General features: G+C 67.8%; 22 protein-coding genes and 1 pseudogene. 11 read left to right on the forward strand and 12 right to left on the reverse strand.

Annotated elements, in window-relative coordinates; translation table 11 throughout:
• Positions 1 to 27: 27 nt before the first annotated feature.
• The 5 genes and pseudogenes from D575_RS13570 to D575_RS0100220 form a co-directional block, all read right to left on the reverse strand.
• Positions 28 to 3,291 (reverse strand): annotated as a pseudogene (locus tag D575_RS13570) (PAS domain-containing protein).
• 28 nt (positions 3,292 to 3,319) lie between these two features.
• Complete coding sequence (locus D575_RS0100205) at positions 3,320 to 3,526, reverse strand: hypothetical protein (RefSeq protein ID WP_018143899.1); 207 nt, start codon at positions 3,524 to 3,526, stop codon at positions 3,320 to 3,322.
• Positions 3,527 to 3,568: 42 nt separating this feature from the next.
• On the reverse strand, positions 3,569 to 3,787 hold the full coding sequence (locus D575_RS0100210) for a hypothetical protein (protein WP_018143900.1): 219 nt from the start codon (positions 3,785 to 3,787) through the stop codon (positions 3,569 to 3,571).
• Positions 3,788 to 3,910: 123 nt separating this feature from the next.
• Entirely contained in the window at positions 3,911 to 7,216 is a 3,306-nt protein-coding gene (locus D575_RS0100215; protein ID WP_018143901.1) for an efflux RND transporter permease subunit, read from the reverse strand.
• The gene (locus D575_RS0100220) at positions 7,213 to 8,238 is read right to left on the reverse strand and encodes an efflux RND transporter periplasmic adaptor subunit (RefSeq protein WP_018143902.1); all 1,026 of its coding nucleotides are present in this window, start codon (positions 8,236 to 8,238) and stop codon (positions 7,213 to 7,215) included. Before D575_RS0100220 ends, D575_RS0100215 begins: the two co-directional genes overlap by 4 nt.
• A 286-nt stretch (positions 8,239 to 8,524) precedes the next feature.
• Between D575_RS0100220 and D575_RS0100225 the strand changes: the two genes are divergently transcribed.
• From D575_RS0100225 to D575_RS0100240, 4 genes are all read left to right on the forward strand, one after another.
• On the forward strand, positions 8,525 to 8,866 hold the full coding sequence (locus D575_RS0100225) for a phenylpyruvate tautomerase MIF-related protein (RefSeq protein ID WP_018143903.1): 342 nt from the start codon (positions 8,525 to 8,527) through the stop codon (positions 8,864 to 8,866).
• 34 nt (positions 8,867 to 8,900) lie between these two features.
• Positions 8,901 to 10,613, forward strand: a complete 1,713-nt coding sequence (locus D575_RS0100230) for a proline--tRNA ligase (protein ID WP_018143904.1) — start codon at positions 8,901 to 8,903, stop codon at positions 10,611 to 10,613.
• 72 nt (positions 10,614 to 10,685) lie between these two features.
• Positions 10,686 to 12,548 carry an SLC13 family permease gene (locus D575_RS0100235; protein ID WP_026181987.1) on the forward strand — a complete coding sequence of 621 codons (1,863 nt, stop codon included), beginning with the start codon at positions 10,686 to 10,688 and terminating at the stop codon, positions 12,546 to 12,548.
• A 68-nt stretch (positions 12,549 to 12,616) separates the two neighbouring features.
• Positions 12,617 to 13,231: a hypothetical protein gene (locus D575_RS0100240; RefSeq protein WP_018143906.1), complete on the forward strand. Its 615-nt coding sequence runs from the start codon at positions 12,617 to 12,619 to the stop codon at positions 13,229 to 13,231.
• Positions 13,232 to 13,243: 12 nt separating this feature from the next.
• Here the strand turns inward: D575_RS0100240 and D575_RS0100245 are convergent, their stop codons facing one another.
• Positions 13,244 to 13,534 carry an acylphosphatase gene (locus D575_RS0100245; protein ID WP_018143907.1) on the reverse strand — a complete coding sequence of 97 codons (291 nt, stop codon included), beginning with the start codon at positions 13,532 to 13,534 and terminating at the stop codon, positions 13,244 to 13,246.
• Positions 13,535 to 13,557: 23 nt separating this feature from the next.
• Between D575_RS0100245 and arsC the strand changes: the two genes are divergently transcribed.
• Genes arsC through D575_RS0100260 form a run of 3 tightly spaced genes read left to right on the forward strand, consistent with a single transcriptional unit; the run spans position 13,558 to position 14,875 of the window.
• Complete coding sequence (gene arsC / locus D575_RS0100250; protein WP_018143908.1) at positions 13,558 to 13,914, forward strand: arsenate reductase (glutaredoxin); 357 nt, start codon at positions 13,558 to 13,560, stop codon at positions 13,912 to 13,914.
• Positions 13,911 to 14,522 carry an NAD(P)H:quinone oxidoreductase gene (wrbA, locus tag D575_RS0100255; RefSeq protein WP_018143909.1) on the forward strand — a complete coding sequence of 204 codons (612 nt, stop codon included), beginning with the start codon at positions 13,911 to 13,913 and terminating at the stop codon, positions 14,520 to 14,522. The genes arsC and wrbA overlap by 4 nt, the downstream gene beginning before the upstream one ends.
• Entirely contained in the window at positions 14,519 to 14,875 is a 357-nt protein-coding gene (locus tag D575_RS0100260) for a DUF2069 domain-containing protein (RefSeq protein WP_018143910.1), read from the forward strand. Before wrbA ends, D575_RS0100260 begins: the two co-directional genes overlap by 4 nt.
• Positions 14,876 to 15,231: 356 nt before the next feature.
• Here the strand turns inward: D575_RS0100260 and hda are convergent, their stop codons facing one another.
• From hda to D575_RS0100285, 4 genes are read right to left on the reverse strand one after another with little or no spacing between them, the layout of a single operon-like run.
• Complete coding sequence (gene hda / locus D575_RS0100270; RefSeq protein WP_018143912.1) at positions 15,232 to 15,966, reverse strand: DnaA regulatory inactivator Hda; 735 nt, start codon at positions 15,964 to 15,966, stop codon at positions 15,232 to 15,234.
• On the reverse strand, positions 15,963 to 17,075 hold the full coding sequence (locus tag D575_RS0100275; protein ID WP_018143913.1) for an AI-2E family transporter: 1,113 nt from the start codon (positions 17,073 to 17,075) through the stop codon (positions 15,963 to 15,965). Before D575_RS0100275 ends, hda begins: the two co-directional genes overlap by 4 nt.
• Positions 17,072 to 17,662 carry a CDP-alcohol phosphatidyltransferase family protein gene (locus D575_RS0100280; RefSeq protein WP_018143914.1) on the reverse strand — a complete coding sequence of 197 codons (591 nt, stop codon included), beginning with the start codon at positions 17,660 to 17,662 and terminating at the stop codon, positions 17,072 to 17,074. The genes D575_RS0100275 and D575_RS0100280 overlap by 4 nt, the downstream gene beginning before the upstream one ends.
• Before the next feature lie 36 nt (positions 17,663 to 17,698).
• Positions 17,699 to 18,724, reverse strand: a complete 1,026-nt coding sequence (locus D575_RS0100285; protein ID WP_026181988.1) for a DUF2066 domain-containing protein — start codon at positions 18,722 to 18,724, stop codon at positions 17,699 to 17,701.
• A 185-nt stretch (positions 18,725 to 18,909) separates the two neighbouring features.
• On the opposite strand from D575_RS0100285, the gene purM reads away from it, so the two are divergent.
• Genes purM through D575_RS0100305 form a run of 4 tightly spaced genes read left to right on the forward strand, consistent with a single transcriptional unit; the run spans position 18,910 to position 22,862 of the window.
• Entirely contained in the window at positions 18,910 to 19,968 is a 1,059-nt protein-coding gene (gene purM, locus D575_RS0100290; protein WP_018143916.1) for a phosphoribosylformylglycinamidine cyclo-ligase, read from the forward strand.
• Complete coding sequence (purN, locus tag D575_RS0100295; protein ID WP_018143917.1) at positions 19,965 to 20,693, forward strand: phosphoribosylglycinamide formyltransferase; 729 nt, start codon at positions 19,965 to 19,967, stop codon at positions 20,691 to 20,693. Before purM ends, purN begins: the two co-directional genes overlap by 4 nt.
• A 7-nt stretch (positions 20,694 to 20,700) precedes the next feature.
• Positions 20,701 to 21,450, forward strand: a complete 750-nt coding sequence (locus tag D575_RS0100300) for a DUF3108 domain-containing protein (protein WP_018143918.1) — start codon at positions 20,701 to 20,703, stop codon at positions 21,448 to 21,450.
• A gap of 5 nt (positions 21,451 to 21,455) precedes the next feature.
• Positions 21,456 to 22,862: an NAD(P)/FAD-dependent oxidoreductase gene (locus D575_RS0100305; protein WP_018143919.1), complete on the forward strand. Its 1,407-nt coding sequence runs from the start codon at positions 21,456 to 21,458 to the stop codon at positions 22,860 to 22,862.
• A 30-nt stretch (positions 22,863 to 22,892) separates the two neighbouring features.
• Here the strand turns inward: D575_RS0100305 and D575_RS0100310 are convergent, their stop codons facing one another.
• Together D575_RS0100310 and D575_RS0100315 are read right to left on the reverse strand one after the other, a co-directional pair.
• Positions 22,893 to 23,882, reverse strand: coding sequence for a diguanylate cyclase (locus tag D575_RS0100310; RefSeq protein ID WP_051069908.1), 990 nt, complete (start codon positions 23,880 to 23,882; stop codon positions 22,893 to 22,895).
• A gap of 299 nt (positions 23,883 to 24,181) precedes the next feature.
• Positions 24,182 to 24,640, reverse strand: a complete 459-nt coding sequence (locus D575_RS0100315) for a DsrE family protein (protein WP_018143921.1) — start codon at positions 24,638 to 24,640, stop codon at positions 24,182 to 24,184.
• Between the last annotated feature and the right edge of the window lie 43 nt (positions 24,641 to 24,683).

Below are 24,683 nucleotides of genomic sequence, written 5' to 3' on the forward strand. Positions count from 1 at the left end.
GCGTGCGCGACGCACCCCCTCGCGGGGTCAGCCGTCCGGGCGACTCGCGCGGCAGTGATCCAGCGCCCGCAGGAGGTCATTCGCACCGATCGGCTTGGTCAACAGGTCGTTGAAACCGGCCTGTTCGGCCCGCTGGCGCGTGGCATCCGTTGCATCGGCGGTCACCGCAATCACCGGGATCGCGGCCAGCTCCGGCTCGGCCCGCAACGCGCGCAGCACCTGAAACCCATCCATCACCGGCAGGTTCAGGTCCAGCAGGATCAGCTCGGGCGGATCCCGCAGGGCCATGTCGAGTCCCTCGGCGGTCGATTCCGCCATGCGGCAGTCGGCCGCGCCCTGCTGTTTGAGCATCTCGCGCATCAGACGCTGGTTGGCATCGTGGTCCTCAATGCAGAGCACGCGGCACTGCCCGGCGCGCCGGAGCCGCCGGGCAGTGCCGCATCGTCCCCGGTGCCGGACGGCATCCGGTCACGGGCCCGGGGCAGACGGAACCAGAAGGTACTGCCCTCCCCCGGCACGCTGTCGACCCCGATCTCGCCCCCCATCAGGTCCACCAGATTGCGGGTAACCGCAAGCCCGACACCGCTGCCCTCGACCCCTTGCTCCTCCGCCGCCAGCCGTTCGAACGGCTGGAACAACCGCCGGCACTGTTCCTCGGTCAGGCCCGACCCGCTGTCACGTACAGCGATCCGCACATCGGCCTCCCCCACCTCGCCACTCACACGCACACTTTCGCCGGGCCGGTTGTACTTGATCGCATTGGAGAGCAGGTTCAGGAGCACCTGCTTTAGCCGCCGCGGATCGGCCTGCAGCATCACGGTCGGCAGGGCGTCCGGCTCAAGCTCCACGCGACACTCGCGTGCCATGGGCTCCAGCAGGGACAGACACTCCTCCAGGACGGGCCCCGGCGCCACCGGTTCCGGCTCGACCCGCATGCGACCGGCCTCGATTCGGGCAAGATCCAGGATCTCGTTGATCAGGTCCAGCAGGTGCCGGCCCGCGCGCGTGATCTCCTCCAGGTGGCCACGCTGGTGTCCATCCAGCGCCGGATCGCTCTCCAGCAACTGGGCAAAGCCGAGAACGGCATTCATCGGCGTGCGCAGTTCGTGGCTCATGTTGGAAAGGAAGTCGGATTTGGCGCGGTTGGCCGCCTCGGCCGTCTCGCGGGCCCGATGGAGCTCCGAGCGACGGCGCAATTCGTCGGTAAAATCACTGAAGATGTTGAAGCCGTATTGCGGCTCCCCGCGGGCATCGCGCACCACGCCGATAGTGCTGGCCGTAATAAACACGGCCCCGTTGGCACAGCGCTGGGGCAGCTTGCCCGTCCAGGCCCCGCCCTCGGCCAGCACCTGGTCGATCTCTTGCTCCTCCTTTTTGTTCTCCGCCGGGATGATCCCCAGCTCGTGGAAATCCCGGCCCAGCAACTCCTCCGAACGGTAGCCCAGCATCTCCAGAGCAGCCAGATTGACGTAGACGAAGCGGCCTTCGCGATCCACCACCTCGATCCCCTGTTCGGAGGCTTCGAAGATGCGCTGGAACAACGCCAGGTGTTCCTGCGCCTGGTGCAGCTCGGTGATGTCCTGCAAGCTTCCGCCGACGTGCGTCAATCGGCCGTCGCTATCGAAGCGTCCGCTCGCGATCATGTGGACAAAGCGGATGCGTCCGCCGGGCAGCTCCACCCGGTGGTTGATCTCGTGGTGCCGACTCTCGCCGACGCCAGCCAGGAAGCTCTCGACCTGATGGCGGTCCTCCGGGTGAACCAGGTTCAGGTAGTCGTCACGTTCGAGCGGCGCGTCTTCGGCATCCAGCTCGAAGATCTCGCGGAGCACCCGGGACCAGGTGATCCGCCCATCCAGCGCATCCATCTCCCAGTTGCCGATACGCGCGAGCCGTTGCGACTCCAGCAGGCGGGTGGACAGGTCGGACAGCGCCAGCTCGGAATTCTTGCGCTTGGTGATGTCCTGCATCACGCCCAGCATGTACAGAATCTCGCCGTCCTGGCCGCGCACCACGTCGCCGCGTTCCAGCAGCCAGTGTTCCGACCCGTCCGGCCAGATCACCCGGTGTTCCAGCTCGAGGTAGGAACCGCGGCGCAGACTGCTGGCGATGGCGGTGCGTACCCGGGCGCGATCATCGGGATGCACGGCGTCCAAGAAATTGGAGACCGTCGGCTCCAGCCCGCCCTCGGGACAGCCCAGAAGCGGCGGGATGCGCTCCGACCAGCCCAGCGCCTCGCGGTTCGGCGCCCACTCCCAGGTCCCCATGTTGGCGAAGATCTGGCTGGAGCGCAGGCGGTGCTCCTGATGCTTCACGTGGGTGATCTCGGTGCGAATCGACACGTACTGGTAGGGACGGCCGTTGCTTCCGAGATACGGGACGATGGTGGTCTCCACCCAGTACAGCGATCCACTGCGCGCCCGGTTGCACACCTCGCCCCGCCAGATTTGGCCGGCGGCAATGGTCTCCCACAAGTCGGCGTAGAACTCCGGCGGATGTTGCCCGGACTTGAGAATGCGGTGGTTGCGCCCCATCAGCTCGGACACGGCGTAGCCGCTCACCCGCGAGAACCGCTCGTTGGCGTAGATGATGTTGCCGGCGACATCGGCGATGCTGACCAAGGCGTGCTCGTTGACCGCCACGTGCTCGCGCTCGCGCTCGTAGAGCGCATCGCGATAGGACTGGCTGACCCCGTCAATCTGGCGCATCTGGCGCGCCCGCGCGGTGATCGCCGCCGCAACACGGGCCGGTTCCACCGGCTTCAGGAACACTCCGGCGACCCCCGGGTGCAGGGTCATCAGGTGGTTGACCCGACCCGGATCCTCGGTCAACAGCAGCAACGGGACCACACCCCCGGTATCCCGGGTTCGCAGCAGCGCGACAAAGGATTCCACCGGCTCTGCCAACCTCTGCAGATCGAGGACCACCACGTCCACTCGGGTTTCCTCCAGCTGCCGCCGGAGCGCCTCCGGGTCCGACGCGGTGGCCACGCCCAGACCAACGCCCGTCAGATACGGCTCGAGGCCGCCGTCTGTCGCATCATTCGTGACCGACCTCGCCACCGTCGTCGATCAGCCGTACCCGCGATCGGGCCGTGCAGCCGCCCAGCGGCTGCACGCGGGCCTGCGCCAGGGCCTGGGCCTCGCGGTACAGCGTGGTCAGCCGGTCGCCATCCTGCGCCGAACCGTCGAGGGCCCGGGACAGCCGCTCCAGTTCCGCGACCCGCTGTGCCAGGGATTCGAGAAACTCGCCCCGCAACCGTGCCAGCCCCGGCGATGCCGGGGCCGGCTTCACGGCCGTCGGTTGTAACGAATGCAACGGATCAGTTCGGGGGACCGCCCGGATTGATGTCCTTGTCCTTCACGATGAAGTAGACCCCGATGGCGGCCAGACCCATCCACATGAGCAGCGCGAACACCCCGAGGACCTCCCAGAGCGTCACGAAGAAAAACAGCATGATGGCGGCAGCACCAAGGAAGATATTGCCGATCACGAAATTGGACGGCCGGCGGGAATCATTGTCGGGCATGGACGGCTCCGGTACAGGCGCCTTGAACGACGCCAGTGAACGCTACTGTTTCTTGTAGGGGGTAAAGTCGAATTCCCCGGCGGTCATGTCGTCCCACAGATCGCTCTGCAGTACGGCCAGCAGCTTGAACAGCTTGCGCAGTTCGGGGTCCTCCATGAAGCGCTGGTCCTCGCTGGCTTTCAGCACCTCGACCAGGGTGGCGCACTGCTCACGGCTGATTCCGAGGACATTCAGCCCGTTCTCTCCCATCTCGACATCCATCGAGCGACTCCTGTTCGGTTGAATGGGGTCGATTGTAGCCGCTCGCACACCGGCTGCGAAAACGCCGGACTCCGGCCACGTCATTGCGAGGAGCCGAGGGCTCCGCGCAATGACCGGTATGGCCTACACCGCTTGGGCGCGGATCAGGTCGACCCGGGTGCGCACATACAGGTAGTACAGCACCGGGATGATCACCAGCGTCAGCAGCGTGGAGACGAACACGCCGAAGATCAGCGAGATCGCCAGGCCGGAGAAGATCGGGTCGTCGAGAATAAACCCGGCCCCAACCATCGCCGCCAGGCCGGTCAGCACGATTGGCTTGGCGCGCACCGCGCCGGCGTGCACCACCGCCTCGATCACATCCACGCCGCGGCGAATCTCCTCGTTGATGAAGTCCACCAGCAGGATGGAGTTGCGCACGATGATCCCGGCCAGCGCGATCATCCCGATCATCGAGGTTGCGGTGAACTTGGCGTCCATGAAGAAGGCATCCATGAAGGCATGCCCCGGCATCACCCCGATCACGGTCAGCGGGATCGGCGCCATGATGATCAACGGCACCATGTACGAGCGGAACTGCGCCACCACCAGCAGGTAGATCAGGAGCAGCCCCACCGAGTAGGCGATCCCCATGTCGCGGAAGGTCTCGTAGGTCACCTGCCACTCGCCGTCCCACTTCAGCGAGAAGTTGTAGGGATTGTCCGGCTGACTGATGAACAGCTGCTCCAGCGGCTCGTCGTAGGCCATGGGCTGGTCGCGCAGGCCGAAGAACATGTCGAACATGCCGTACAGCGGGCTATCCAGCCCACCGGCCAGATCACCCATCACGTAGACCACCGGCAGCAGGTTCTTGTGGTGGATGGAGTGCTCGAGGCTCGAGTCGACCACGTTGACCACCTCGGACAGCGGCACCAGCGTGCCGTCGCGCGAGCGCACCTTGAGCCCGAGCACCGGGTCCAGGCTGCCCTTCTCGGCCTGATCGAACTCCAGCCGCACGGGGACCGCATATTTCACGTTGGAGCCGTAGAGATACGTCACGTCCTCGCCCGACAGCGAGGTCGAGATCGCCTGCACCACCGCCTGCTGTGACACCCCCAGGCGCGCGGCCCGTTCGCGGTCGACCTGCAGAATCTTCTTCTGCCCCGGATACTCGACCGAATCATCGATGTCGGTGATGTCGCCGGTGTTCTCGAAGCGCTCGCGCACCTGCCGGGCGATCTCGATCTGGCCGTCATAGTCCGGGCCGTAGATCTCGGCGACGATCGGCGACATCACCGGCGGACCCGGTGGAACCTCGACCACCTTGACCGCCGCGCCATGCCGATCGGCGATCGCGTTGATCGCCTCGCGCACGCCCAGGGCCACCGCGTGGCTCTTGCGATCGCGCTCGTACGAGCCGACCAGGTTCACCTGAATGTCGCCGACGTGCGAACCCTCGCGCAGGTAGTACTGACGCACCAGGCCGTTGAAGTTGATCGGCGCCGCGGTGCCCGCGTAGGTCTGCACGTTGTGCACCTCGGGGACCGTCTTCAGGTAGTCGCCCATCTCCGCCAGCACGCGGGAGGTGCGCTCCAGGCTGGTGCCTTCCGGCATGTCCAGTACCACCTGGAACTCCGACTTGTCGTCGAACGGCAGCATCTTCATGACCACCAGCTGGAAGTACGCCAGCGACACCGAGGCCAGGATCAGCACCAGGGTGCCCAACCACAGCGCGAGGCGAGCGGTCTTCTTGCGTCCGCCAGTACCAAGGAAGGGCAGCAGCAGGGTGTTGAAGATCTTCATCAGCCCGGCCGAGGCGCTCTCGCCCTCCGCGCCATGACCACCACTGGCCGGCGCGGCATGTTCATGCTTCTCGGCCTGGCGGCGCAGGACCTTGTAGGTCAGCCAGGGCGTGACCACGTAGGCCACCGCCAGCGAGATGATCATCCCCATCGAGGCGTTGATCGGAATCGGACTCATGTACGGGCCCATCAGCCCGGTCACGAAGGCCATCGGCAGCAGCGCGGCGATCACCGCAAAGGTCGCGAGAATCGTCGGTCCGCCCACCTCGTCCACCGCAAGCGGAATCGCCTCGATGAACTTCTTGCCGCCCTTGGCCATGTGCCGGTGGATGTTCTCGACCACGACGATGGCGTCATCCACCAGTATCCCGATGGAGAAGATCAGCGCGAACAGCGACACGCGGTTGAGCGTGAAGCCGTAGGCCCAGGAGGCGAACAGCGTGATCGCCAGGGTGATCACCACCGCCACGCCAACGATAAACGCCTCGCGCCAGCCAAGCGCGATCCACACCAGGATGACGACCGAGGCGGTTGCCAGAATCAGCTTCTGGATCAGCGTGTTGGCCTTGTCGTCCGCGGTCTGTCCGTAATTGCGGGTAATGGTCGTCTCGATGCCGTCCGGGATGTAGGTCCCGCGCAACTGCTCCAGCCGCTCGACCAGGGCATCGGCGATATCCGGGGCGTTGGTCCCCGGCTGTTTGGCAATGGCCACCGTGACCGCCGGATGGCTCTCGCCCAGGCGCGCGCGATCCCCCGCGGCCGCGCCATGGGCAAAGCGCACGTGTTCGGTGGCATAGGCCGGACCCTGTACCACCTCGGCAACATCCGAGAGGTAGACCGGGCGATCCTCGTGCATCCCGACCACCAGGCTGGCGAAGGCCTCGGGTTCGGTAATAAAGTCGCCGGCTTGGACCAGGATTTCCTCGTCGTCGTGGTACAGCTGCCCGGCGTCACGCGAGAAGTTCGAGGCCTGCAGGCTGTCGCGCAGGTCGTCCACCGACAGGTTGTGGGCCGCCAGGGTCTCCGGCTTGAAGCGCACATGCACCACGTGATCGGGCCCACCGACGGTGTAGATGTCGCGGGTGCCCGGTACGCGCTTGAGCTCGGCCTCGATGCCGTGCGCCACGCGCAGCAGGTCGTGCCCGCCGCGCTCGGGGTCCTCGGTCCACAGGGTCACGTTGACGATCGGCACATCGTCGATCCCCATCGGCTTGATGATCGGCTCGCCGACCCCCAGACCCGGCGGCAGCCAGTCCTGGTTGGAGAACACCTGGTTGTACAGGCGCACCAGGGCCGCGGTGCGATCCTCGCCGACCTCGAACTGGATGGTGATCTGCGCCATGTTCGGGCGCGAGACGGAATAGATGTCGTCGATGCCCTCGATCTCCGAGAGCACCTGTTCGGCCGGCGTGGCCACCAGCTGGGCCACCTCCTGCGCGCTCGCCCCCGGGAACGGGATGAACACATCGGCCATGGTCACGTTGATCTGCGGCTCTTCCTCGCGCGGCGTGACCAGGATCGCGAACAACCCCAGCAGCAGACCGATCAGGGCCAGCAGCGGGGTGATCTGGGTAGTCAGGAAGGCCTTGGCAATGCGCCCGGAGATCCCCATGCGCTCGGACGCCCCCTCCGTGCCGGCATCGCTCATCGGTTCACCTGCTGATGTTCCTTCAGATAGATCTGCGCATGCACCGGATCCAGCGCCACGCGTTCATCGTCGTCCAGACCGCCGAGGATCTCGATCATGCCGTCATGCTGGCGCCCGACCCGCACCTGGCGGAACGCGACCCGATCGTCCTCATCGACGACGTACACGGCGATAACCTCGCTGCGATAGACCACGGCCTCCACCGGCACCAGCAGGCGTTCAACGTCCTCCACCACGAAAGCGGTCTTCACGAACATGCCGGGGAACAGGCCGAGATCCTGCTGCTCCGGCAGGTTCACGCGAATCCGGAAGGTGGAGCTGGCCGGATCGGCATAGGGGAAGATAGTCAGACTCTCGGCCGCCACCCGGTCCCCGTTCAGCAGGACCTCGGCACTGCGCCGCTCGCGCACGTTGTGGATCAAGCGCTGCGGCACATCCACGGCAACGCGCAACTGATCCAGGCTGATCCCGGACAACAGCGGTGAGCCCGGGCTGACCGACTCGCCGACCTCGACATGACGCTCGGTGACGATCCCGGAATACGGCGCATACACCTCGGTGTAGCCGAGCTGCTCGCGGGCCTCCTCGACCCGGCCTTCGGCCGAGCGCAGGCGGGCACGCGCCGACCCCAGCGCGGCCTCGGCGCGGTCGAACTCGGAGCGCGAGACCACCCCCCGCTCGAACACATCCTCAATCCGGGCGAACTCCGAACGCGCCTCGTTGAAGCGGGCGCGGGCGTCGGCCAGATCCCCCTCCGCCTGGCTTACACGGGCCTGCTGCTCGGTATCGCTGACCCGCACCAGGAGCTCGTCGACCTCGACGAAGTCATCCACGTCCACGTAGAGCTCGCGGACGCGCCCGGAGGTCTGGGCGGAGATCGTGGACCGCTGCACCGCCTCGACGCGGCCATCCAGGATACGTTCCTGGGCAATCGTCTGGCGTTCCGCGGTGGCCGTGTCGAACGGTAGCTCCGCCTGGGCCGCAAACGGCAACAGCAGCAGGGCCCACAGGGTGTGGCGCATCCGGGTTCGTGTCATGGGGTCTTTCCTTGCTTGGTGAGGTCGCCGGGGATGGGCCGTCTCGCACTCGTCCCGGCCCCATATATTAGCTTTTTCTAATTTATTATTTCCTGATGCCGAACGCAATCCGGGCGCATCCGCCCGCGACCGGTCCGCTCCCTCGCTGCGAGTATAGCCACCCTGACAAGGGTTTCACCCACCCCGGCGACTCGCCGGGACGCTGCAGCGCACCCGCGCTCCCCGTATCATGGCGACCGATCCGGGAACCACACAAGATCTGGAGGACGCCATGCCGCTGCTGCGAGTCGAGACCAATACCGCCCTGCCGGACGATGCTACCGGCCTCAGCCAGCGCCTGTCCGCGGAGGTCGCCGACTGGCTGGGCAAGCCCGAGGGCTACGTGATGGTGGCCTGCACGCATAATCCGGCCATGTGCTTTGGCGGCAGTACCGATGCGCTCGCCTACTGCGAGCTCAAGAGCATCGGCCTGCCCGAGGGCCTGACCCGCGAGCTGTCGCGCAAGCTGTGCGACGCCCTGCAGGCAGAGCTGGGTATCGAACCCGCCCGCGTGTACATCGAATTCGCCGACGCCCCGCGCCACTTCTGGGGCACCAACGGCACCACGTTCTGAACCCTTTCCAGCCATCAACCACGGACTGCCCCCGATGCGCGTCTCGCAATTCCCGCTGAACACCCTGAAGGAAACCCCGGCCGACGCCGAGATCGTCTCCCACCAGCTGATGCTGCGCGCCGGCTACATCCGCCGGCTGGCCTCCGGGCTGTACACCTGGCTGCCACTGGGGCTGCGCGTGCTGCGCCGGGTCGAGGGCATCGTGCGCGAGGAGATGAACCGCGCCGGCGCGCTGGAGGTGCTGATGCCGGCGGTGCAGCCCGCCGAGTTGTGGCAGGAATCCGGCCGCTGGGACTTCTACGGCGCCGAGCTGCTGCGCCTGAAGGACCGCCACGACCGGGACTTCTGCTTCGGCCCGACCCACGAGGAGGTCATCACGGACCTGGTACGCCGCGAGGTCCGCAGCTACCGCCAGCTGCCGATCAACTACTACCAGATCCAGACCAAGTTCCGCGACGAGCGCCGCCCGCGCTTCGGGATCATGCGCGCGCGGGAATTCCTGATGAAGGACGCCTACTCGTTCCACATCGACGGCGACTCGCTGGCCGAGACCTACCGCCAGATGCACGCCGCCTACACCCGCATCTTCGAACGCTGCGGGCTGGACTTCCGCGCGGTGGAGGCCGACACCGGCGCCATCGGCGGCAATGCGTCGCACGAATTCCACGTCCTCGCCAGCTCCGGCGAGGACGCCATCGCCTTCTCCCCGGCCGGCTTCGCCGCCAACGTCGAACTGGCCCCCTGCCCGAAGCCGGACCCGGCCCCGGCACCCGGCGCGGAGATGGCGAAGATCGCCACGCCCGACGTACACACCATCGACGAGCTGGCAAAGTTCCTGAACATCCCGACCGAGCAGACGGTGAAGACCCTGGTGGTCGCGGCCTCCGACGAGATCGACACCGACCTGGTCGCCATCGTGCTACGTGGCGACCACGAACTGAACGCGGTCAAGGCCGAGAAGCACCCCTGGATCGCCGAGCCGCTGCGCATGGCCGAGGCGGCCGAGATCCGTACCGCCTTCGGCGCCGACCCCGGCTCGCTGGGCCCGGTGGGCAGCCCGATCCCGGTGCTGGCCGACCAGGCGATGCTGGGCATGGCCGACTTCGTGGTCGGCGCCAACGAAGACGGCCATCACCTGACCGGCGTGAACTGGGGCCGTGACCTCCCGCAGCCGGAGACCGCCGACCTGCGCAACATCACCGAGGGCGAACCAGCCCCCGATGGCTCCGGTCCGATCGAGATCCGTCGCGGCATCGAGGTCGGCCACATCTTCCAGCTGGGCGACAAGTACAGCCAGGCCCTGGGCGCCCGAGTGCTGGACGAGGACGGCCGCGAGCAGGTCGTGACCATGGGCTGCTATGGCATCGGTGTCTCGCGCGTCGTGGCGGCGGCCATCGAGCAGAACTCCGACGAGCGCGGCATCTGCTGGCCCACCGCCATCGCGCCCTTCGACATCGCCCTGTGCCCGATCGGCGCGAAGAAATCCCAGCGCGTACGCGAGGCGGCGGAAAAGCTCCACGACGATCTGCAGGCGGCCGGCTTCGAGGTCCTGCTGGACGACCGCGGACAGCGCCCCGGCGTGATGTTCGCCGACATGGAGCTGATCGGCATCCCGCACCGAATCGTCATCGGCGAACGCGGCCTGGACGCCGGCGAACTCGAATACCAGGACCGCCGCGCCCCCGAGGCCGAACACCTGCCGCTCGACAACCTGATCGACACCCTGCGCGAACGGCTGCGGGGATGAGGCACGCGCTTTGTCTGCGGTTCATGATGTGCTGATCCGAAACGCCGCCACGCGCGGCAAGCGCCGGGTGCAATGGAACACATAGCGTTCACGCTGGAGATGGGGATCGTGTTCGGCCTGCTGGGGCTGACGATCCTGCTGTTCGTGACCGAGGTGATCCGGATCGACCTCGCGGCGCTGAGTGTGCTGTTCCTGCTGGGGATGGTCGCGCTGGTGCCGGGGGTCGCGCCGATCGTCGAGGGCGAGGCACTCTTCTCCGGCTTTGCCTCGAACGCGGTCATCGCGATCATCGCGGTGATGATCATCGGCACGGGGCTGGACCGCTCCGGAGTGATGAACCGCCTGGCGGACCTGATCCTGCGGTTTGGCGGGAAGACGGAACGCCGGGTGATGGCGACCACCTCGGGCGCCGTGGGCATCGTGACCAGCTTCATGCAGAACATCGGCGCGGCCGCGCTGTTCATGCCAGTGATCAACCGCATTGGTGCCGCCGCCCGCATCCCGCGCTCGCGCCTGCTGATGCCGATGGGTTTTGCCGCGATCGTCGGGGGCACACTCACGCTGGTCGCCTCCAGCCCGTTGATCCTGCTCAACGACCTGCTACCCGGGGATGTCGAGGGTTTTGGCCTCTTCGACGTGACGCCCATCGGGCTGGCCCTGCTGGCCACCCTGATCCTGTACTTCGCGGTGCTCGGGAAATGGGTTCTGCCCGCCCGCGACCCGCAGACGGAAGACCCGGACGAGAGCCGGGTGCAGACCACTTCCGCCTGGTTCCGCGAGGTCTATGGCATGGACTTCGGCGTGCGCGAGGCGCGCCTGGGCGAGGACAGCTCGCTGGCCGGACGCACGGTGGGCGACTTCGAGGCGGCCTTTGGCGTACATGTCGTCGGCGTGACCAGCGATGACGAGACCCGCATCGAACCCAACCGCGACGTGGAACTGAAGCGCGGGGCGCACCTGGCCATCCTCGGACCGGTCACCACCATCGAGAAGACCTGCGACAGTACCGGGACCGTCCTCAAGGACGAGCTGGATGTGTTTGCGCGCGTGCTGTCGGCCCGCCATGGCGGGATCGCCGAGGTTATCGTGCCGCCCGGCTCGGAGCTGATCGGACAGACCGTGCGCGACAAGGGCATGCGCCGCACCTACGGCATCTCGGTCCTGCGCATCCAGCGCGGCGACGACCTGATCATCGAAGAGGTCCCGGACACCCCGCTGAAGGCCGGTGACACGCTGGTGGTGCATACCCCATGGGAGCACCTGCAGGCGCTGGAGGACAACCGTGACTTCGTGGTGGTGACCAGCCGCTATCCGCGGCGCAAGCAGGAGGCCTCGAAGACCCACCGGCCGCTGGCTGCGCTCGGGTCGCTCGCGCTGGGGCTGGGGCTCGTGCTGTTCACCGACCTGCCGCTGGCGCTGGCCCTGCTGGGCGGCGCACTGGGGATGATTTTCAGCGGCGTCATCAGCATGGACGAGGCCTATCGCGGCATCAGCTGGAAGACGGTGTTTCTGCTGGCCTCGCTGATCCCGCTGGGGCTTGCGGTGGAGAACTCCGGCGCCGGGGAGTGGATCGCGACCAACGGCATGCAGCAGCTGGAGGGGATGCCGGTCTGGGTATTGCAGGTCGCGGTCTTCCTGTTGACCACCTTCTTCACGCTGGTGATGTCGAATGTGGGTGCCACCGTGCTGCTGGTGCCGCTGGCGGTCAGCTTCGCGAGCGTCGCCCAGGGCATGGGCATCGATGCCGATCCGCGGGTCTTTGCACTGATCGTCGCGATCGCCGCCTCCAACTCGTTCATCCTGCCCACCCACCAGGTCAACGCCCTGATCCTGGACCCCGGCGGCTACCGCGTGGCCGACTACCTGCGCGCCGGCTCCCTGATGACCGTGCTCTTCATGGTCGTCTCGCTGCTCGTGATCAACCTGATCTTCTGAGCCCGGTTCAGCCCCGATACAGCCTGAACGGAGAGACTGGCGGCAGCGCCCCTGCACCGGAACCCGATATGGCCGAAACCCTTCATCGAATGTTCCCCTTGGCAGCCGCATTCATGGCGCTGCTTCTGGCCGCCTGCAGCCCGCGGATCTACGGGGTAAGCGAGGAACAGTGGGACACGATGGGCGAGGCCGAGCGTGTCGAGGCCATCCGCGCCTGGGAGTCGGTGCAGAAGGCGCGCGAGGCTCGCCTGCAGGCCGAGGCCGAGCAGGAGGCGGCGCTGGCGGCCGAACGCGCAGCGCAGGTCGCCGCGCTCCGCAGCGGCGATGCGGGACTGCCGGGGGACCTGATCCGTGTCAGCCTGCGCGGCGGGGCCCTGCGCATCGGCGGTCGCGAACGGGCGCTGGAGCCGACCAGCTTTACCCTTGCCAATGGCGAGACCCGCAGCATCGAGGTCCACGCCGAGCGCTATCGCAGCGAGCTCGAGGTCGCCTATGAAGACGGCCTCTTGCTGATCGACCTGCCGCGCCATTCCCGCACCGGGGCCGCACGCGTCGCCTGGGACGGCGACTGGATGCAGGGGGCCGAGTCCCGCATTCGTTCGGACGGGCCACACCGGCTGCGCGACGTGCGTGCCTTCGTCCAGGTCATTCCGCCACCGGGCCGCCCGCTGCGGCGCTACTGACGCGCCATCGGGTCAACCGGTGGAGAAGTCGCCCGGCGCCGGGTCGGGCGGCGGCAACTCCTCGGCCTCCACCGCGTCCACCCGCGCCATACGCGGGCCGTCCGCCAGCCACTCCTCCAGCGCGTCCAGTGCCTTGCGCGGACCCACGGCCAGCACCTCCACGCTGCCGTCCGGTTCGTTGCGGGCATAACCGGTCAGGTGCAGGCGTTTCGCCTCGTCGCGGGTGGACGCGCGGAAGAACACGCCCTGTACCTGGCCGCTCACACGCCAGCGGCGGGCATGGTTATCATTGGTCTCCGTCATTTGTTGTCCTCCGGAGTGGATTCATGTCCGATGCCCCTACGCTGTACCACAACCCGCGCTGCAGCAAGTCGCGTGCGACCCTGGCGCTGCTGCGCGAACAGGGCGTGGAACCGCAGATCGTCGAATACCTGAAGACCCCGCCGGACGCGGCCACCCTGCGCGCGATCGTGGACAAGCTCGGCATTGCGCCACGCGACCTTCTGCGCACCGGCGAGGCGGAATACCGCGAGCTGGGCCTGAAGGATGCCGAGATGGACGACGAAGCGCTGATCCAGACCATGGTCCAGCACCCGAAACTGATCGAGCGCCCCATCCTCGTCCACGGCGACGACGCCCGTATCGGGCGCCCGCCGGAACAGGTCCTGGAGATCCTGTCGTGAGCGCCGCCCCCGAGATCCTCGTGCTGTACTACAGCCGTTATGGGGCGACGGCAGAACTGGCCCGCCACGTGGCCAGTGGCGTGGAGCGCGCCGGTGCGGTCGCCCGCGTGCGCACCGTCCCGCCGGTGAGCACCAACATCGCCGGCGACGCCCCGGCGGTCCCCGCCGACGGCCCGCCCTACGCGGAGACCCGCGACCTCGAAGAATGCGCCGGGCTGGTGATGGGGTCGCCCACCCGCTTCGGCAACATGGCCGCGCCGCTGAAACACTTCCTTGATGGCACCAGCGGTCTCTGGGCCAGCGGCGGGCTGGTGGATCGGCCGTTCGGGCTGTTCACCAGCACGGCTACCCAGCATGGCGGGCAGGAAACCACCCTGCTGACCATGGCCATGCCGCTGATCCACCAGGGGATGCTGTGGGTGGGCGTGCCCTACACCGTGCCGGAACTGAGCACCACCACGAGCGGCGGCTCGCCCTATGGCGCCAGCCACGTCGCGGGGGGCCAGGGCGAACACCCGGTCACGCGCGACGAGCAGCGCATTGCCGGCGCGCTGGGCGAACGCGTCGGCCGCATTGCCCTGCGGCTCCAGGCCGGAGACGACGCATGATCCTCGCGGCCCGCGCGCTGGCGCTAATCGCCTACTTCGGCCTGCTCGGCGTGATCCTGATCTGGACAACCTGGATCGACCCGCCGGAGATCGTTCCGATCGCCGTGGCGCTGGTCGTGCTGGTCCTGCCGCTGATGTTCCCGCTGCGCGGCATGCTGCACGGACGCCGCTACACCCACGCCTGGTCCAGCCTGCTGGCGCTGGCCTACATCACCCTCGGTATCACGCTGGCCGCCGCGGCGGACGCCCGGCTCTACGGTGTGCTGATGACCACCGCCAGCCTCGCCTGGTTCGCCGGCTGCCTGCTCTACGTCAAGCTGGACGCCCGCCGCGCCCGCCAGATGGCTTCCTGACTTTTCCATCCACCACGAAGCGCACGCAGAAGGGCAAGGGCGTCTCACAGGAAATAAGGCGGTTCTGGATGGGGCGCCGCGGGCGCAAGGACCTTCAGGGCTGCCGCCTCCGTTGCCCGTCATCCCGGCCGGAGCGCAGCGCAGAGCCGGGATCTCCGGCGCAGGACAACCAGATCCCGGATCACCGCTGCGCGGTGTCCGGGATGACGGACATCGGCGGGGCACTGCACACCGCGATGGCGTTCCGGGCGATCGACTCCAACCAATAAGTCCTTTCTTCCGTCATGCCTGCCTTTCAGCAAAAAACGCCCTTGACGTTGCCCTTCTTCGTGCCTTCGTGCGCTTCGCGGTAAAAATCACAAACGCGCGAGCTGGTCGCGGACGAAGGGGATGGTCAGGCGCCGCTGCTCGGCCAGGGCGGCCAGGTCCAGGCGGTCCAGCAGCTCCAGTAGCGCCACCAGGTCGCGGCGGTAGTGGCGCAACAGATATTCGGCCACCGCCTCCGGCAGCTCCAGCCCGCGCAACACCGCGCGCTGGGCGAGGATGCGCTTGAGGTCGTCCTCCTCCGGCGCCTGCATGCGGAACACCGGCCCCCAGGCGAGGCGCGAGGTCAGATCCGGCAGGCCACTGCCCAGCCCGTCCGGCGCGTACGCGGCTGCCAGCAGCACCCGGCAGCCGCCATCGCGAAGTCGATTCAGCAGCCCGAACAGGGCCTCGTCCCAGTCGCCCTGCCCGACCACCGCGTCGAGACCGTCCAGCGCAACCAGGCGGGCGCGCTCAAGCCCATCCAGCACCGCCAGCGGCGGCGCGGTCACCAGTTCGGCCAGCGGCAGATAGGCCACGGGCTCGCCGCGTTCGTGACCCTGGTGGCAGGCGGCCTGCAGCAGATGGGTCTTGCCCAGGCCCACCGGGCCGTGCAACAGAATCTGTGGCTCGGTCATCCCGGTCCCGATCGAGAGGGCCTCCACCGCGTCCCGCGCGAGGCGGTTGCCGCCGGGATAGAAACTGGCAAAGCGCGAGGCGTCGCGCAGGCGCAAATCCAGCGGGAGCTGGTGCTGCGGCGCAGCATTGCCTCCCTGCCCCGTCGTCATGAGCCTCCGCCCCCTGTATCCACGGGCGCATCCTCGGCATTCAGCCGCCGGTAGTGCGCCAGGGTATGGCGCACCCCCACGGCCAGGACCGCCGCCACCGGCAACGCCAGCAGCACGCCGAAGAACCCGAACAGCTGGCCGCCCGCCAGCACGGCAAAGATCACCGCGACCGGGTGCAGCCCGGTACGGTCCCCCACCAGCCAGGGGGTCAGGACCATGGACTCCAGCACCTGGGCAATGGCGAAGATCACCAGCACGATCAGCAGCAGGCTCCAGCCGTCGCCCTGCACCAGCGCCGCGGCGGTGGCCAGCAGCACGCCAACGATCACGCCCACGTAGGGAATGAAGCTCACCAGCCCCGCGATCAGGCCGATCGCCAGCCCCATCTCGATTCCCGCCACGGTCAGGGTGACGGCGTAGAACAGGCCGAGCGCCAGCATCACCAGCAACTGCCCGCGCAGGAAGGCCCCCAGGGTCTCGTCCGACTCCGCGGCGAAGGTCAGCACCGCCGGCCGCCAGGCCTGCGGCAGTAGATCCCGCAGGCCGTCCAGCAGCCGCGGCCAGTCGCGCAGCAGATAGAAGCTCACCACCGGGATCAGCACCACGTTAAGCACCCCCAGCACCAGCGCGCCAGTCGAACTGCCGATCCATTGCAGCACGCCCCCGGCCAGCCCGCCGGCCTCGCGCCAGTGGTCCGCCACCAGCCCCTGCAGCGCGCTGGCATCCAGCGGCGGCAGGGAATCCCCGGCCAGATCCTCCAGCCGCGGGCGCACCTGATCGTCGAACCAGCCGAGGATTTGCGGCATCGCCAGCGTAAGCCGCTCGACCTGGGCGATCGCCAGCGGGATCAGGATCAGGATCAGCGCCGCCAACCCCAGCATCACCAGCAGGAAGATCACCACGGTCGCCAGGGTGCGCGAGCGCCCCGTGCGCGCAACCAGCCGGGTCACCAGCGGGTTGAACAGGTAGCCGATCAGCAGGGCTGCGACGAAGGGCGTGAGGATGGGCGCCAGCAGGTACAGCGCTCCACCAAGGACCAGCAGCCCAACCAGGGCAGCCAGCGGGGCGGCTGAAAGCGGCCAGACATGGTCGCGGGTATCCGGATTCATGGCGTCCTCCCCGAGGTCCCTGCCGGATTCGTGTGTCCGTGCAGGTGACGCCAGGCATAAAATCCCCATTGCACGGTATAGGCCAGCCCGCTGGCCACGGTGGTGAAGGCCACGACGATCACCAGCAGTTGCACCCAGATCGGATCCAGCGCCAGCAGACCGACCTTCACGATGGCGACCAGTACCAGCGTGATCTGCAAAAAGGTGTTCACCTTGCTGATCAGCAGCGGCCGGATGGCCAGCGGGCCGACGAACACCCGGTACAGCGCGGAGCCCACGGTCAGCCAGACATCCCGCCCGACCACCAGCACCAGCAGCCACAACGGCAGTAGCCCGGACAGCGTCACCGCGACGTAGACCCCCAGCATCAGCAGCTTGTCCGCGGCCGGGTCCAGCCAGGCCCCGAGCCGTGTGTGCCAGCCGTAGCGCCGCACCAGCCAGCCATCCAGGGCGTCAGTCAGCCCGGCGATCGCCAGCAGCACCACCGCCACCACGTAGTGCTCCAGCGCCAGCAACCACACGATCGGCGGAATCAGCGCGATCCGGCCAATGGTGACGGCGTTGGGGATCTGGTGGCGAGGGAACATTCGATGAAAGTGGGCGCGAACCGAGGCCGGCGCGGATTAGCGCCGGTCCAGCCAGGCATCGGCACCGGCGGCGTCCTCGGGCGTCTCGGCCCGCGCGAAGCCGGAGCCACGCAGCAGATCGATCAGATCGTCCTGCTCGAGTCCAGTACGGACCTGCAGCACCACGCTATCGCCGGCCAGGGAATCCAGACGCGCGGTCTCCACCGCCTGCAACCGCGTCAGCTCGGCGCGCAGGCGCTCGAAGGCCCCATAGCCCTGAACCCCGGCAAAGCCCAGACGCAGCCATTCCGGCTCGGCCGCCACCCGCGCCAGGCGTTCGGCCACCTGATCCAGCCCTCGCGCCACCGCGTCGTGCGCCGCACTACCGGGATCCTCCCCGCTCGCCGCGCTGCGATATTCGCGGCCATCGTGCACGGCAATCGCCCGCGCCTCCGCCCCGCTCGTGGTCTCGCGCACATGCAGCAGCACGACGCCATCGGCGTCGTAGCGACGCGCCGCCTCCACCAGCGGCTCGGTCACGCCGCCGACGATGTCGGACGGCTGGGCCGCGCGGCGGTCCTGAAGGTCGCCCAGGGGGAACAACAGCGGCATGTCACGCGCCGCGGCCAGATCCCCCAGCGCGGAGAGAATGCCCGGACCGTCCACGGCATCCCCGAGCAGGTCGCGCTGCCCGCCCCGCTCGTGGACGGCCCAGACCAGCAGCCCCGGACGCTCCCCGAGCACGGATGGCACCCCGGCATCGCGCAGCGCGGTGCGCAGACGGAAGCGGTCGAACTCCAGGCGGTAGGAATCGTCCTCAACCTGCTGCCGGCGCTCCAGGGCCGCGATCCAGCCCGCGTCGTCACGGGCGTCCAGCAACGCCTCGACCAGTACCGGCTCCGAGCGCAGCCCCGCCAGACGCACCAGCGCCTGTTCCAGGCCCTGCTCCAGGGCCGTGGACTCGTCCTCGGCCGCGACCGTCACCACCACCGGGCCATCGGCCGCGGCCGCCGGGGCCAGCACGAGGAGGAAAAGACCCAGCAGCATAGCCAGGCGCGAATGCGTTCGGGGGTGCAGTGACATGGTTGCGTTCAATTGTTCGACAAGCGCCACAAAATACCACAGGCCACCGCGCCGAAGTCCCTGAGGAAAGCGGCCAAATGCGGCCCGGGCCGCACCGTCTTCTTTGCACGCCCGCACCCGGCTCGCTACCATGCCGGGTTCTGCGAGACCGCCACGGCGCGCGGTCGTCAAACATCGGGGAACCCATGTCCGAATCCCGTTCAGGCCTGACCTACCGCGAGGCCGGTGTCGACATCGAGGCCGGCGCCGAGCTGGTCGAACGCATCAAGCCGCATGCGGCGCGCACCCGGCGTCCCGGCGTCATGGCCGGACTGGGGGGCTTCGGCGCCCTGTTCGAGTTGCCGATGGATCGCTACAAGCAGCCGGTTCTGGTCTCCGGCACCGACGGCGTCGGCACCAAGCTGCGCCTGGCCCAGGAGACCGGTCGTCACGACAGCATCGGCATCGATCTGGTCGCGATGTGCGTGAACGACATCGTGGTCCAGGGCGCCGAGCCGCTGTTCTTCCTCGACTACTACGCCACCGGCCACCTGGACGTGGACATCGCCGCCGACGTGGTCACCGGCATCGCCGAGGGCTGCGAACAGGCCGGTTGTGCGCTGATCGGCGGCGAGACGGCCGAGATGCCCGGGATGTACCAGGGCGAAGACTACGACGTGGCCGGCTTCGCGGTCGGGATCGCCGAGAAGGCCGCCCTGATCGACGGCAGCCGGGTCACCGCGGGCGATGTGGTCCTGGGCCTGGAGGCCAGCGGGCCCCACTCCAACGGCTATTCCCTGATCCGCCGCGTCCTGGAACACTCCGGCGCCGGCCTGGACGCCCCGTTGCCGGGCGCCGACGGGGTCTCCCTCGGCGAGGCGCTGATGGCCCCCACCCGGATCTACGTACGCCCGCTGCTGGAGCTGCTGCAGCAGTTCCCGGTGCACGCAATGGCGCATATCACCGGCGGTGGTCTGACCGAGAATATTCCGCGCGTCCTGCCGGATACCCTGGGGGCGCGCATCGACCCGGACAGCTGGGCCCGCCCGCCGGTGTTCCAGTGGCTGCAGCAGGCCGGCGACATCGCCGACGAGGAGATGCTGCGCACCTTCAACTGTGGCATCGGCATGACCGTGATCCTCCCCGAGGACCGGGTCGAGGCCGCCAGCTCGCAGCTGGCCCGCGCCGGCATCCGCAGCTGGCCGATCGGCGTGATCAAGGAACGCGACGACTACCAGCCAAGCGTCTCCTACGTCGCCGCATGAGCGTCCCCGCCGGGCAATCGGCCGCGACCCCGAAGCGCCTGGTGGTGCTGATCTCCGGGCGTGGCAGCAACCTCGGCGCACTGATCGAGGCCTGCGAGCAGGACCGCATCCCGGCGCAGGTCGTCGGCGTCATCAGCAACCGCCCCGATGCCGCCGGGCTGGGCTTTGCCGAACAGCATCACATCCCGCACCGGGTACTGAACCACCGCGACTACCCCTCGCGCGAGGCCTTTGACGCCGACCTGGCCACCGCCATCGAGGACTATGCCCCCGACCTGGTCATCCTGGCCGGCTTCATGCGCATCCTGACCCCCGGTTTTGTGGACCGCTTCACCGGCCGGATGCTGAACATTCACCCGTCGCTGCTGCCGAAGTACCGTGGCCTGGATACCCATGCCCGCGCCCTGGCCGATGGCGATCCCGAACACGGCGCCAGCGTGCACTTTGTTACCCCGGAACTGGACGGCGGCCCGGTCATCATGCAGGCCCGCGTGCCGGTCGACCCCAACGACACGCCCGACACCCTGGCCGCCCGCGTGCAACGGGCCGAGCACCGGCTGTACCCCGAGGCCGTGCGCCGGGTGTGTTCAGGTGAAATTCAGTGGTCCGGGCGGATCCTGCAGGCCGACGGCTCGCCGCTTGAGGCGCCGCTGCAACTCGACGAGGACACCCACGATGTTTCAGGCCCTGACGCCCGGAGCCGCCCACCGCACCCGGTCGGCTAGAACCCCCATGTTCCGACTCGCAATCGCCCTGCTGCTGGCCCTGCTGGCCGCCCCCGCGGCTGCAGAGCGCGACCTGAGCCCGATCCCGCCGTACACCGCCAGTTACGAGGCCAACGCCATGGGCAACACGCTCAAGGCGCGCATCACCCTCAATCACGAAGACGTGCAGACCCGCATGGCGATGGACGCCCATGTCTCCGGCTTTCTGCGCATCCTCGGGCGTTTCGAGCTGAGCCGCGAGGCCCTGATGAACAGCCGAAACGGCGATTTGCAGCTGGTGCAATCGCGCAGCCAGCAGATCACCCCGCGCCGCGAGCGCAAGGTCGAGACCCGCTTCGACTGGGAGACCAACCGCGCGATCGGCACCATCAACGGCGAACGCTTCGATCTCGAGGTGCCGCCGCAGACCCTGGACTTCCTCGGCTCGCTGTACCTGATGATGCAGCGCCTGGAGAGTGGCGAGCTGTCCAGCGAAGGGGATCGCGAAACCATCCAGGCCCTGGAACGCGACCGCCTGCGCGAATACCGCTTCGAGTACGCCGGGCGCGAGACCATGGACTCCCCGATCGGCCGAGTCGAGACCATCCGCATCGATCGCCGCACGGACGACAGCGATGTCGCCCTGTCCGCCTGGTTCGCCCGCGAGTTGCGCCATGTCCCGGTGCGCTTCGACTACGAGGCCGACGGCCGCGTGTTCGAGCTGAACCTCACGCAGCTGGAATGGCACGACCCGATCATTGATCTGACCGACGAGTAACCACCATGAGCGAAACCTTTGACCTGGCCATCATCGGCAGTGGCCCCGGGGGCTATCGTGCCGCCGTCCTGGGCGCCCTGCGCGGACTGAACGTCGTCATCATCGAAAAGGCCGACTGGGGCGGCTGCTGCCTCAACCGCGGCTGCGTGCCCAAGAAGGACTGGTACCACACCGCGCGCACCGTCGCCGCCCAGCGCCACTTCGCCGGCCGCGGCATCAGCGGCAGTCTCAGCGCCGACATGGACAAGGCCTGGGACCACCAGAAAGACGTGGTGACCGAGGTGCGCAACTCCTACCTCGGCTACATGAAGCACCTCAAGATCCAGTACCGCCACGGAGCCGCGAGCTTCCGCGACGCCGAGACCCTGGAGGTCGTGACCGACGATGGCACCGAGACCGTGCAGGCCCGGCACACCATCATCGCCACCGGTGCCACCGCCAGCGTGCCCGCGCCCTTCGAGGCGGCGCCCGGCCGCGTCCTCACCACCGACATGCTGTTCGACGACAAGCCGCCGGCCGGTCAGCGCGTCGCCATCATCGGCTCCGGCGTGGTCGCCACCGAGTTCGCCTGGATCTTTCACCACCTCGGCAAGGACGTCACCTGGCTGAACCGCTCGAAGCCGCTGTCCGGCCAGAAATTCAGCCCCCAGGCGCTGGGCACGCTGAAGGAACGCCTCGCCGAGGACGGCGTCGAGCCCACCCGCGTGAAGGGCTACGAGAAGGTCGAGATGTCCGACGACGGCGTCACCATCACCGACAGCGAAGGCAACACCTTCGAGGTCGACTGGGTCCTGCTCGGCACCGGACGCACCCCGCACACCGAGGGCCTGAACCTGGATACGATCGGGGTGAAGACTGATGCCCGCGGCTTCGTGAAGCGCCGCCCCACCCTGCAGACCGACGTCGACAACATCTACGTCATCGGCGATGTCGCCAGCGAGTGGCAGACCGCCAACCACGCCCTGGCCGACGCGACCATCGCGGTCGAGAACATCCAGAACGGCAACACCCGCGAACAGGACGAGCGCTTCGTCCCGATCGCGATCTACTCCGCCGTCGAGATGGCGCGTCTGGGCATGGACGAGGACGACGCCGAGGACGATGAACTGGAACCCGCGGTCGGGTTCGCCGCCTTCGAGACCTCCCCGCGCGCCCTGGGCCAGGACGAGCCCGAGGGCTTCGTGCGCCTGATCGGCGACATGGATACCGGGGCCCTGCTGGGCGGCGAGGTGATCGGCGCCGAAGCCGGCGAGCTGATCCACATCCTGTCGCTGGCCCCGAACCGCGACACCGCGCTGGCCTGGATCGCCAAGGGCCAATGGAACCACCCGACCCGCGCCGAGGAGTTCCTCAACGCCACCGAGACCCTCGCATCCAAGTGGAACCTCAAGTCCGAGATCTTCGGTCTCTGACCCGGCCTGAAGCCACCCGGAAGTCCTGGGCTAGCGTTCAGCCCGGGTACGTTTGGCGGCCAGGAGCTCGGTATCCGCGCGGTGGACGAGGTGCTCGAGATGGGTGTCGTCGGCGAGAAAGCCGGCCGCGCCGACACTGATGGAGATGTCCGCCCGTTCCTGCACCCGCGCCTGCAGGCGCTCGGCCATCCGTCGGGCATCCGCCAACGGGGTATGCGGAAGCAGGACGACGAATTCGTCCCCGCCATAGCGTCCGAGGAGGTCCGCGTCGCGCAGGGTTGCCTGCGCGGTCGCGGTGACCCGCTTCAGCATGGCGTCGCCGGCCGCGTGTCCCACTTCGTCGTTGATCCGCTTGAAGCCGTCGAGATCGAACATCAACAGCGAAAGGGGACTGCCGTGGCGGCGGGCGCGCTCCATCTCGCTCTCAGCCCGTGCCTGAAAGTGCCGGCGATTGCCAACCCCGGTGAGGGGGTCGCAGGACGCGAGTTTTTCCAGCCGCCGATTGGCCTCCTCGAACTCGCGGTTGGCTTGGTTCAGGGCCTGCGTGCGCTCCTCGACCACGGCCTCCAGGTTGTGGCTGTAGCGCTCCAGATCCTCACGCGCCAGGCGCAACTCGGTGACATCCTGGGAAATTCCGAACAAGTGCGTGATCGCGCCCTGCGTGTCATGCACGGGCAACAGCAGGGTGAGCCAGTGCCCTTCCTTTTCGACTCCATCGCCGTCGCGAAAGGCGGCATGTTCCTCGTAGCGCAGGGGCGCATCCTGGCGCAGGCAGTCGCGGTAATGTGCGACCACCTGCTCCGCGACCGGCCACGGCAGGATGTCGTGCAAGCGCCGGCCGGTACAATCCTGCGCGAACAGCTGTTGCATCTTCGCGTTGGATGCCTCGACCACGAAATCCGGGCCTTCGACCCGAATCAGGAACATGTTCTCCGGGAAGTGCTGCCAGATCTCCGCGAGCACACTGGTCTGCGCCAACTCGTGCAGAAATCCTTCCCTCGCCGTTCTATCGTCCGTCATCGAATACCCTTCTGGTACGCCGGGGACACGCGGCCCCACATACGCGGTCGCCCTCGAATCGATCTTTCGTGCTGACAAGGCGTGGTGAGCTCAGTGTAGCCGAGCTTTCGTCGCGAACCGCAACGCCGTCAGTGGGAACATTGGCCGAAGCCTGGCATTCAATGACTTGCGGGGTTGATGCCCCCGCGTTCCTCGACCCGGAGTTACGTACCACGGGTGGCAACGGGCCGGTAGAACCGCGTCCACCCTGCGCAACACATGGAGCGCCGACGCGGGCGTGGACAAGGGCCAGCGTCGCCCTAACGCATGTACCCGTAGCCCTCCTGCTGTTGCAGACGGATGATCTCGGCATCGGCCATCGGGACGACGCTCGCGAAGCCGTGGAAGTCCTCCGGGGCGTAGCCGCGACGAGCGGCCCCGGCCTGGCAGATGCGATATTCGATCACGCCATTCAGGGTCAGCCCGCGGGCACGCGTCATCAGCTGCTCGTGCGCGGCGAAATGCTCGCGCGCGAACAGGTCCAGCGCTCCGCCATGGACCACCAGGACGATGTGGCTGTCGAAGGGGTCGTCCTCGACCATCCGGCTCAGGTAGGCCGCGTGGTCGAGCACGTTCTGCAGGCCCTCGGGTGTCCCGGCGGTCACGTCGTACACGGCCCGCAGACCCTGGTAGCCCTGTTCCACCGGTGCAGCCGCGCCCCAGGGGGCTGGAGTCTCCCCTGCCTGAGCCATGACGACGGGCCCGGTCGCGAACCCCATCATCCATCCGGCGAGCAGGAGTGCCCGCCACCCGCGCTGGGTG

This window comes from Thioalkalivibrio sp. AKL6 (assembly GCF_000376905.1).
Classification (GTDB): Bacteria; Pseudomonadota; Gammaproteobacteria; order Ectothiorhodospirales; family Ectothiorhodospiraceae; genus Thioalkalivibrio; species Thioalkalivibrio versutus.

Excerpts from the sequence above, each read along its gene's own strand:
- D575_RS0100205 (WP_018143899.1), bottom strand. The coding sequence starts at position 3,526 with ATGCCCGACAATGATTCCCGCCGGCCGTCCAATTTCGTGATCGGCAAT.
- D575_RS0100210 (WP_018143900.1), bottom strand. The coding sequence starts at position 3,787 with ATGGATGTCGAGATGGGAGAGAACGGGCTGAATGTCCTCGGAATCAGC.
- D575_RS0100215 (WP_018143901.1), bottom strand. The coding sequence starts at position 7,216 with ATGAGCGATGCCGGCACGGAGGGGGCGTCCGAGCGCATGGGGATCTCC.
- D575_RS0100220 (WP_018143902.1), bottom strand. The coding sequence starts at position 8,238 with ATGCGCCACACCCTGTGGGCCCTGCTGCTGTTGCCGTTTGCGGCCCAG.
- D575_RS0100225 (WP_018143903.1), top strand. The coding sequence starts at position 8,525 with ATGCCGCTGCTGCGAGTCGAGACCAATACCGCCCTGCCGGACGATGCT.
- D575_RS0100230 (WP_018143904.1), top strand. The coding sequence starts at position 8,901 with ATGCGCGTCTCGCAATTCCCGCTGAACACCCTGAAGGAAACCCCGGCC.
- D575_RS0100235 (WP_026181987.1), top strand. The coding sequence starts at position 10,686 with ATGGAACACATAGCGTTCACGCTGGAGATGGGGATCGTGTTCGGCCTG.
- D575_RS0100240 (WP_018143906.1), top strand. The coding sequence starts at position 12,617 with ATGGCCGAAACCCTTCATCGAATGTTCCCCTTGGCAGCCGCATTCATG.
- D575_RS0100245 (WP_018143907.1), bottom strand. The coding sequence starts at position 13,534 with ATGACGGAGACCAATGATAACCATGCCCGCCGCTGGCGTGTGAGCGGC.
- arsC (WP_018143908.1), top strand. The coding sequence starts at position 13,558 with ATGTCCGATGCCCCTACGCTGTACCACAACCCGCGCTGCAGCAAGTCG.
- D575_RS0100260 (WP_018143910.1), top strand. The coding sequence starts at position 14,519 with ATGATCCTCGCGGCCCGCGCGCTGGCGCTAATCGCCTACTTCGGCCTG.
- hda (WP_018143912.1), bottom strand. The coding sequence starts at position 15,966 with ATGACGACGGGGCAGGGAGGCAATGCTGCGCCGCAGCACCAGCTCCCG.
- D575_RS0100275 (WP_018143913.1), bottom strand. The coding sequence starts at position 17,075 with ATGAATCCGGATACCCGCGACCATGTCTGGCCGCTTTCAGCCGCCCCG.
- D575_RS0100280 (WP_018143914.1), bottom strand. The coding sequence starts at position 17,662 with ATGTTCCCTCGCCACCAGATCCCCAACGCCGTCACCATTGGCCGGATC.
- D575_RS0100285 (WP_026181988.1), bottom strand. The coding sequence starts at position 18,724 with ATGTCACTGCACCCCCGAACGCATTCGCGCCTGGCTATGCTGCTGGGT.
- purM (WP_018143916.1), top strand. The coding sequence starts at position 18,910 with ATGTCCGAATCCCGTTCAGGCCTGACCTACCGCGAGGCCGGTGTCGAC.
- purN (WP_018143917.1), top strand. The coding sequence starts at position 19,965 with ATGAGCGTCCCCGCCGGGCAATCGGCCGCGACCCCGAAGCGCCTGGTG.
- D575_RS0100300 (WP_018143918.1), top strand. The coding sequence starts at position 20,701 with ATGTTCCGACTCGCAATCGCCCTGCTGCTGGCCCTGCTGGCCGCCCCC.
- D575_RS0100305 (WP_018143919.1), top strand. The coding sequence starts at position 21,456 with ATGAGCGAAACCTTTGACCTGGCCATCATCGGCAGTGGCCCCGGGGGC.
- D575_RS0100310 (WP_051069908.1), bottom strand. The coding sequence starts at position 23,882 with ATGACGGACGATAGAACGGCGAGGGAAGGATTTCTGCACGAGTTGGCG.
- D575_RS0100315 (WP_018143921.1), bottom strand. The coding sequence starts at position 24,640 with ATGGGGTTCGCGACCGGGCCCGTCGTCATGGCTCAGGCAGGGGAGACT.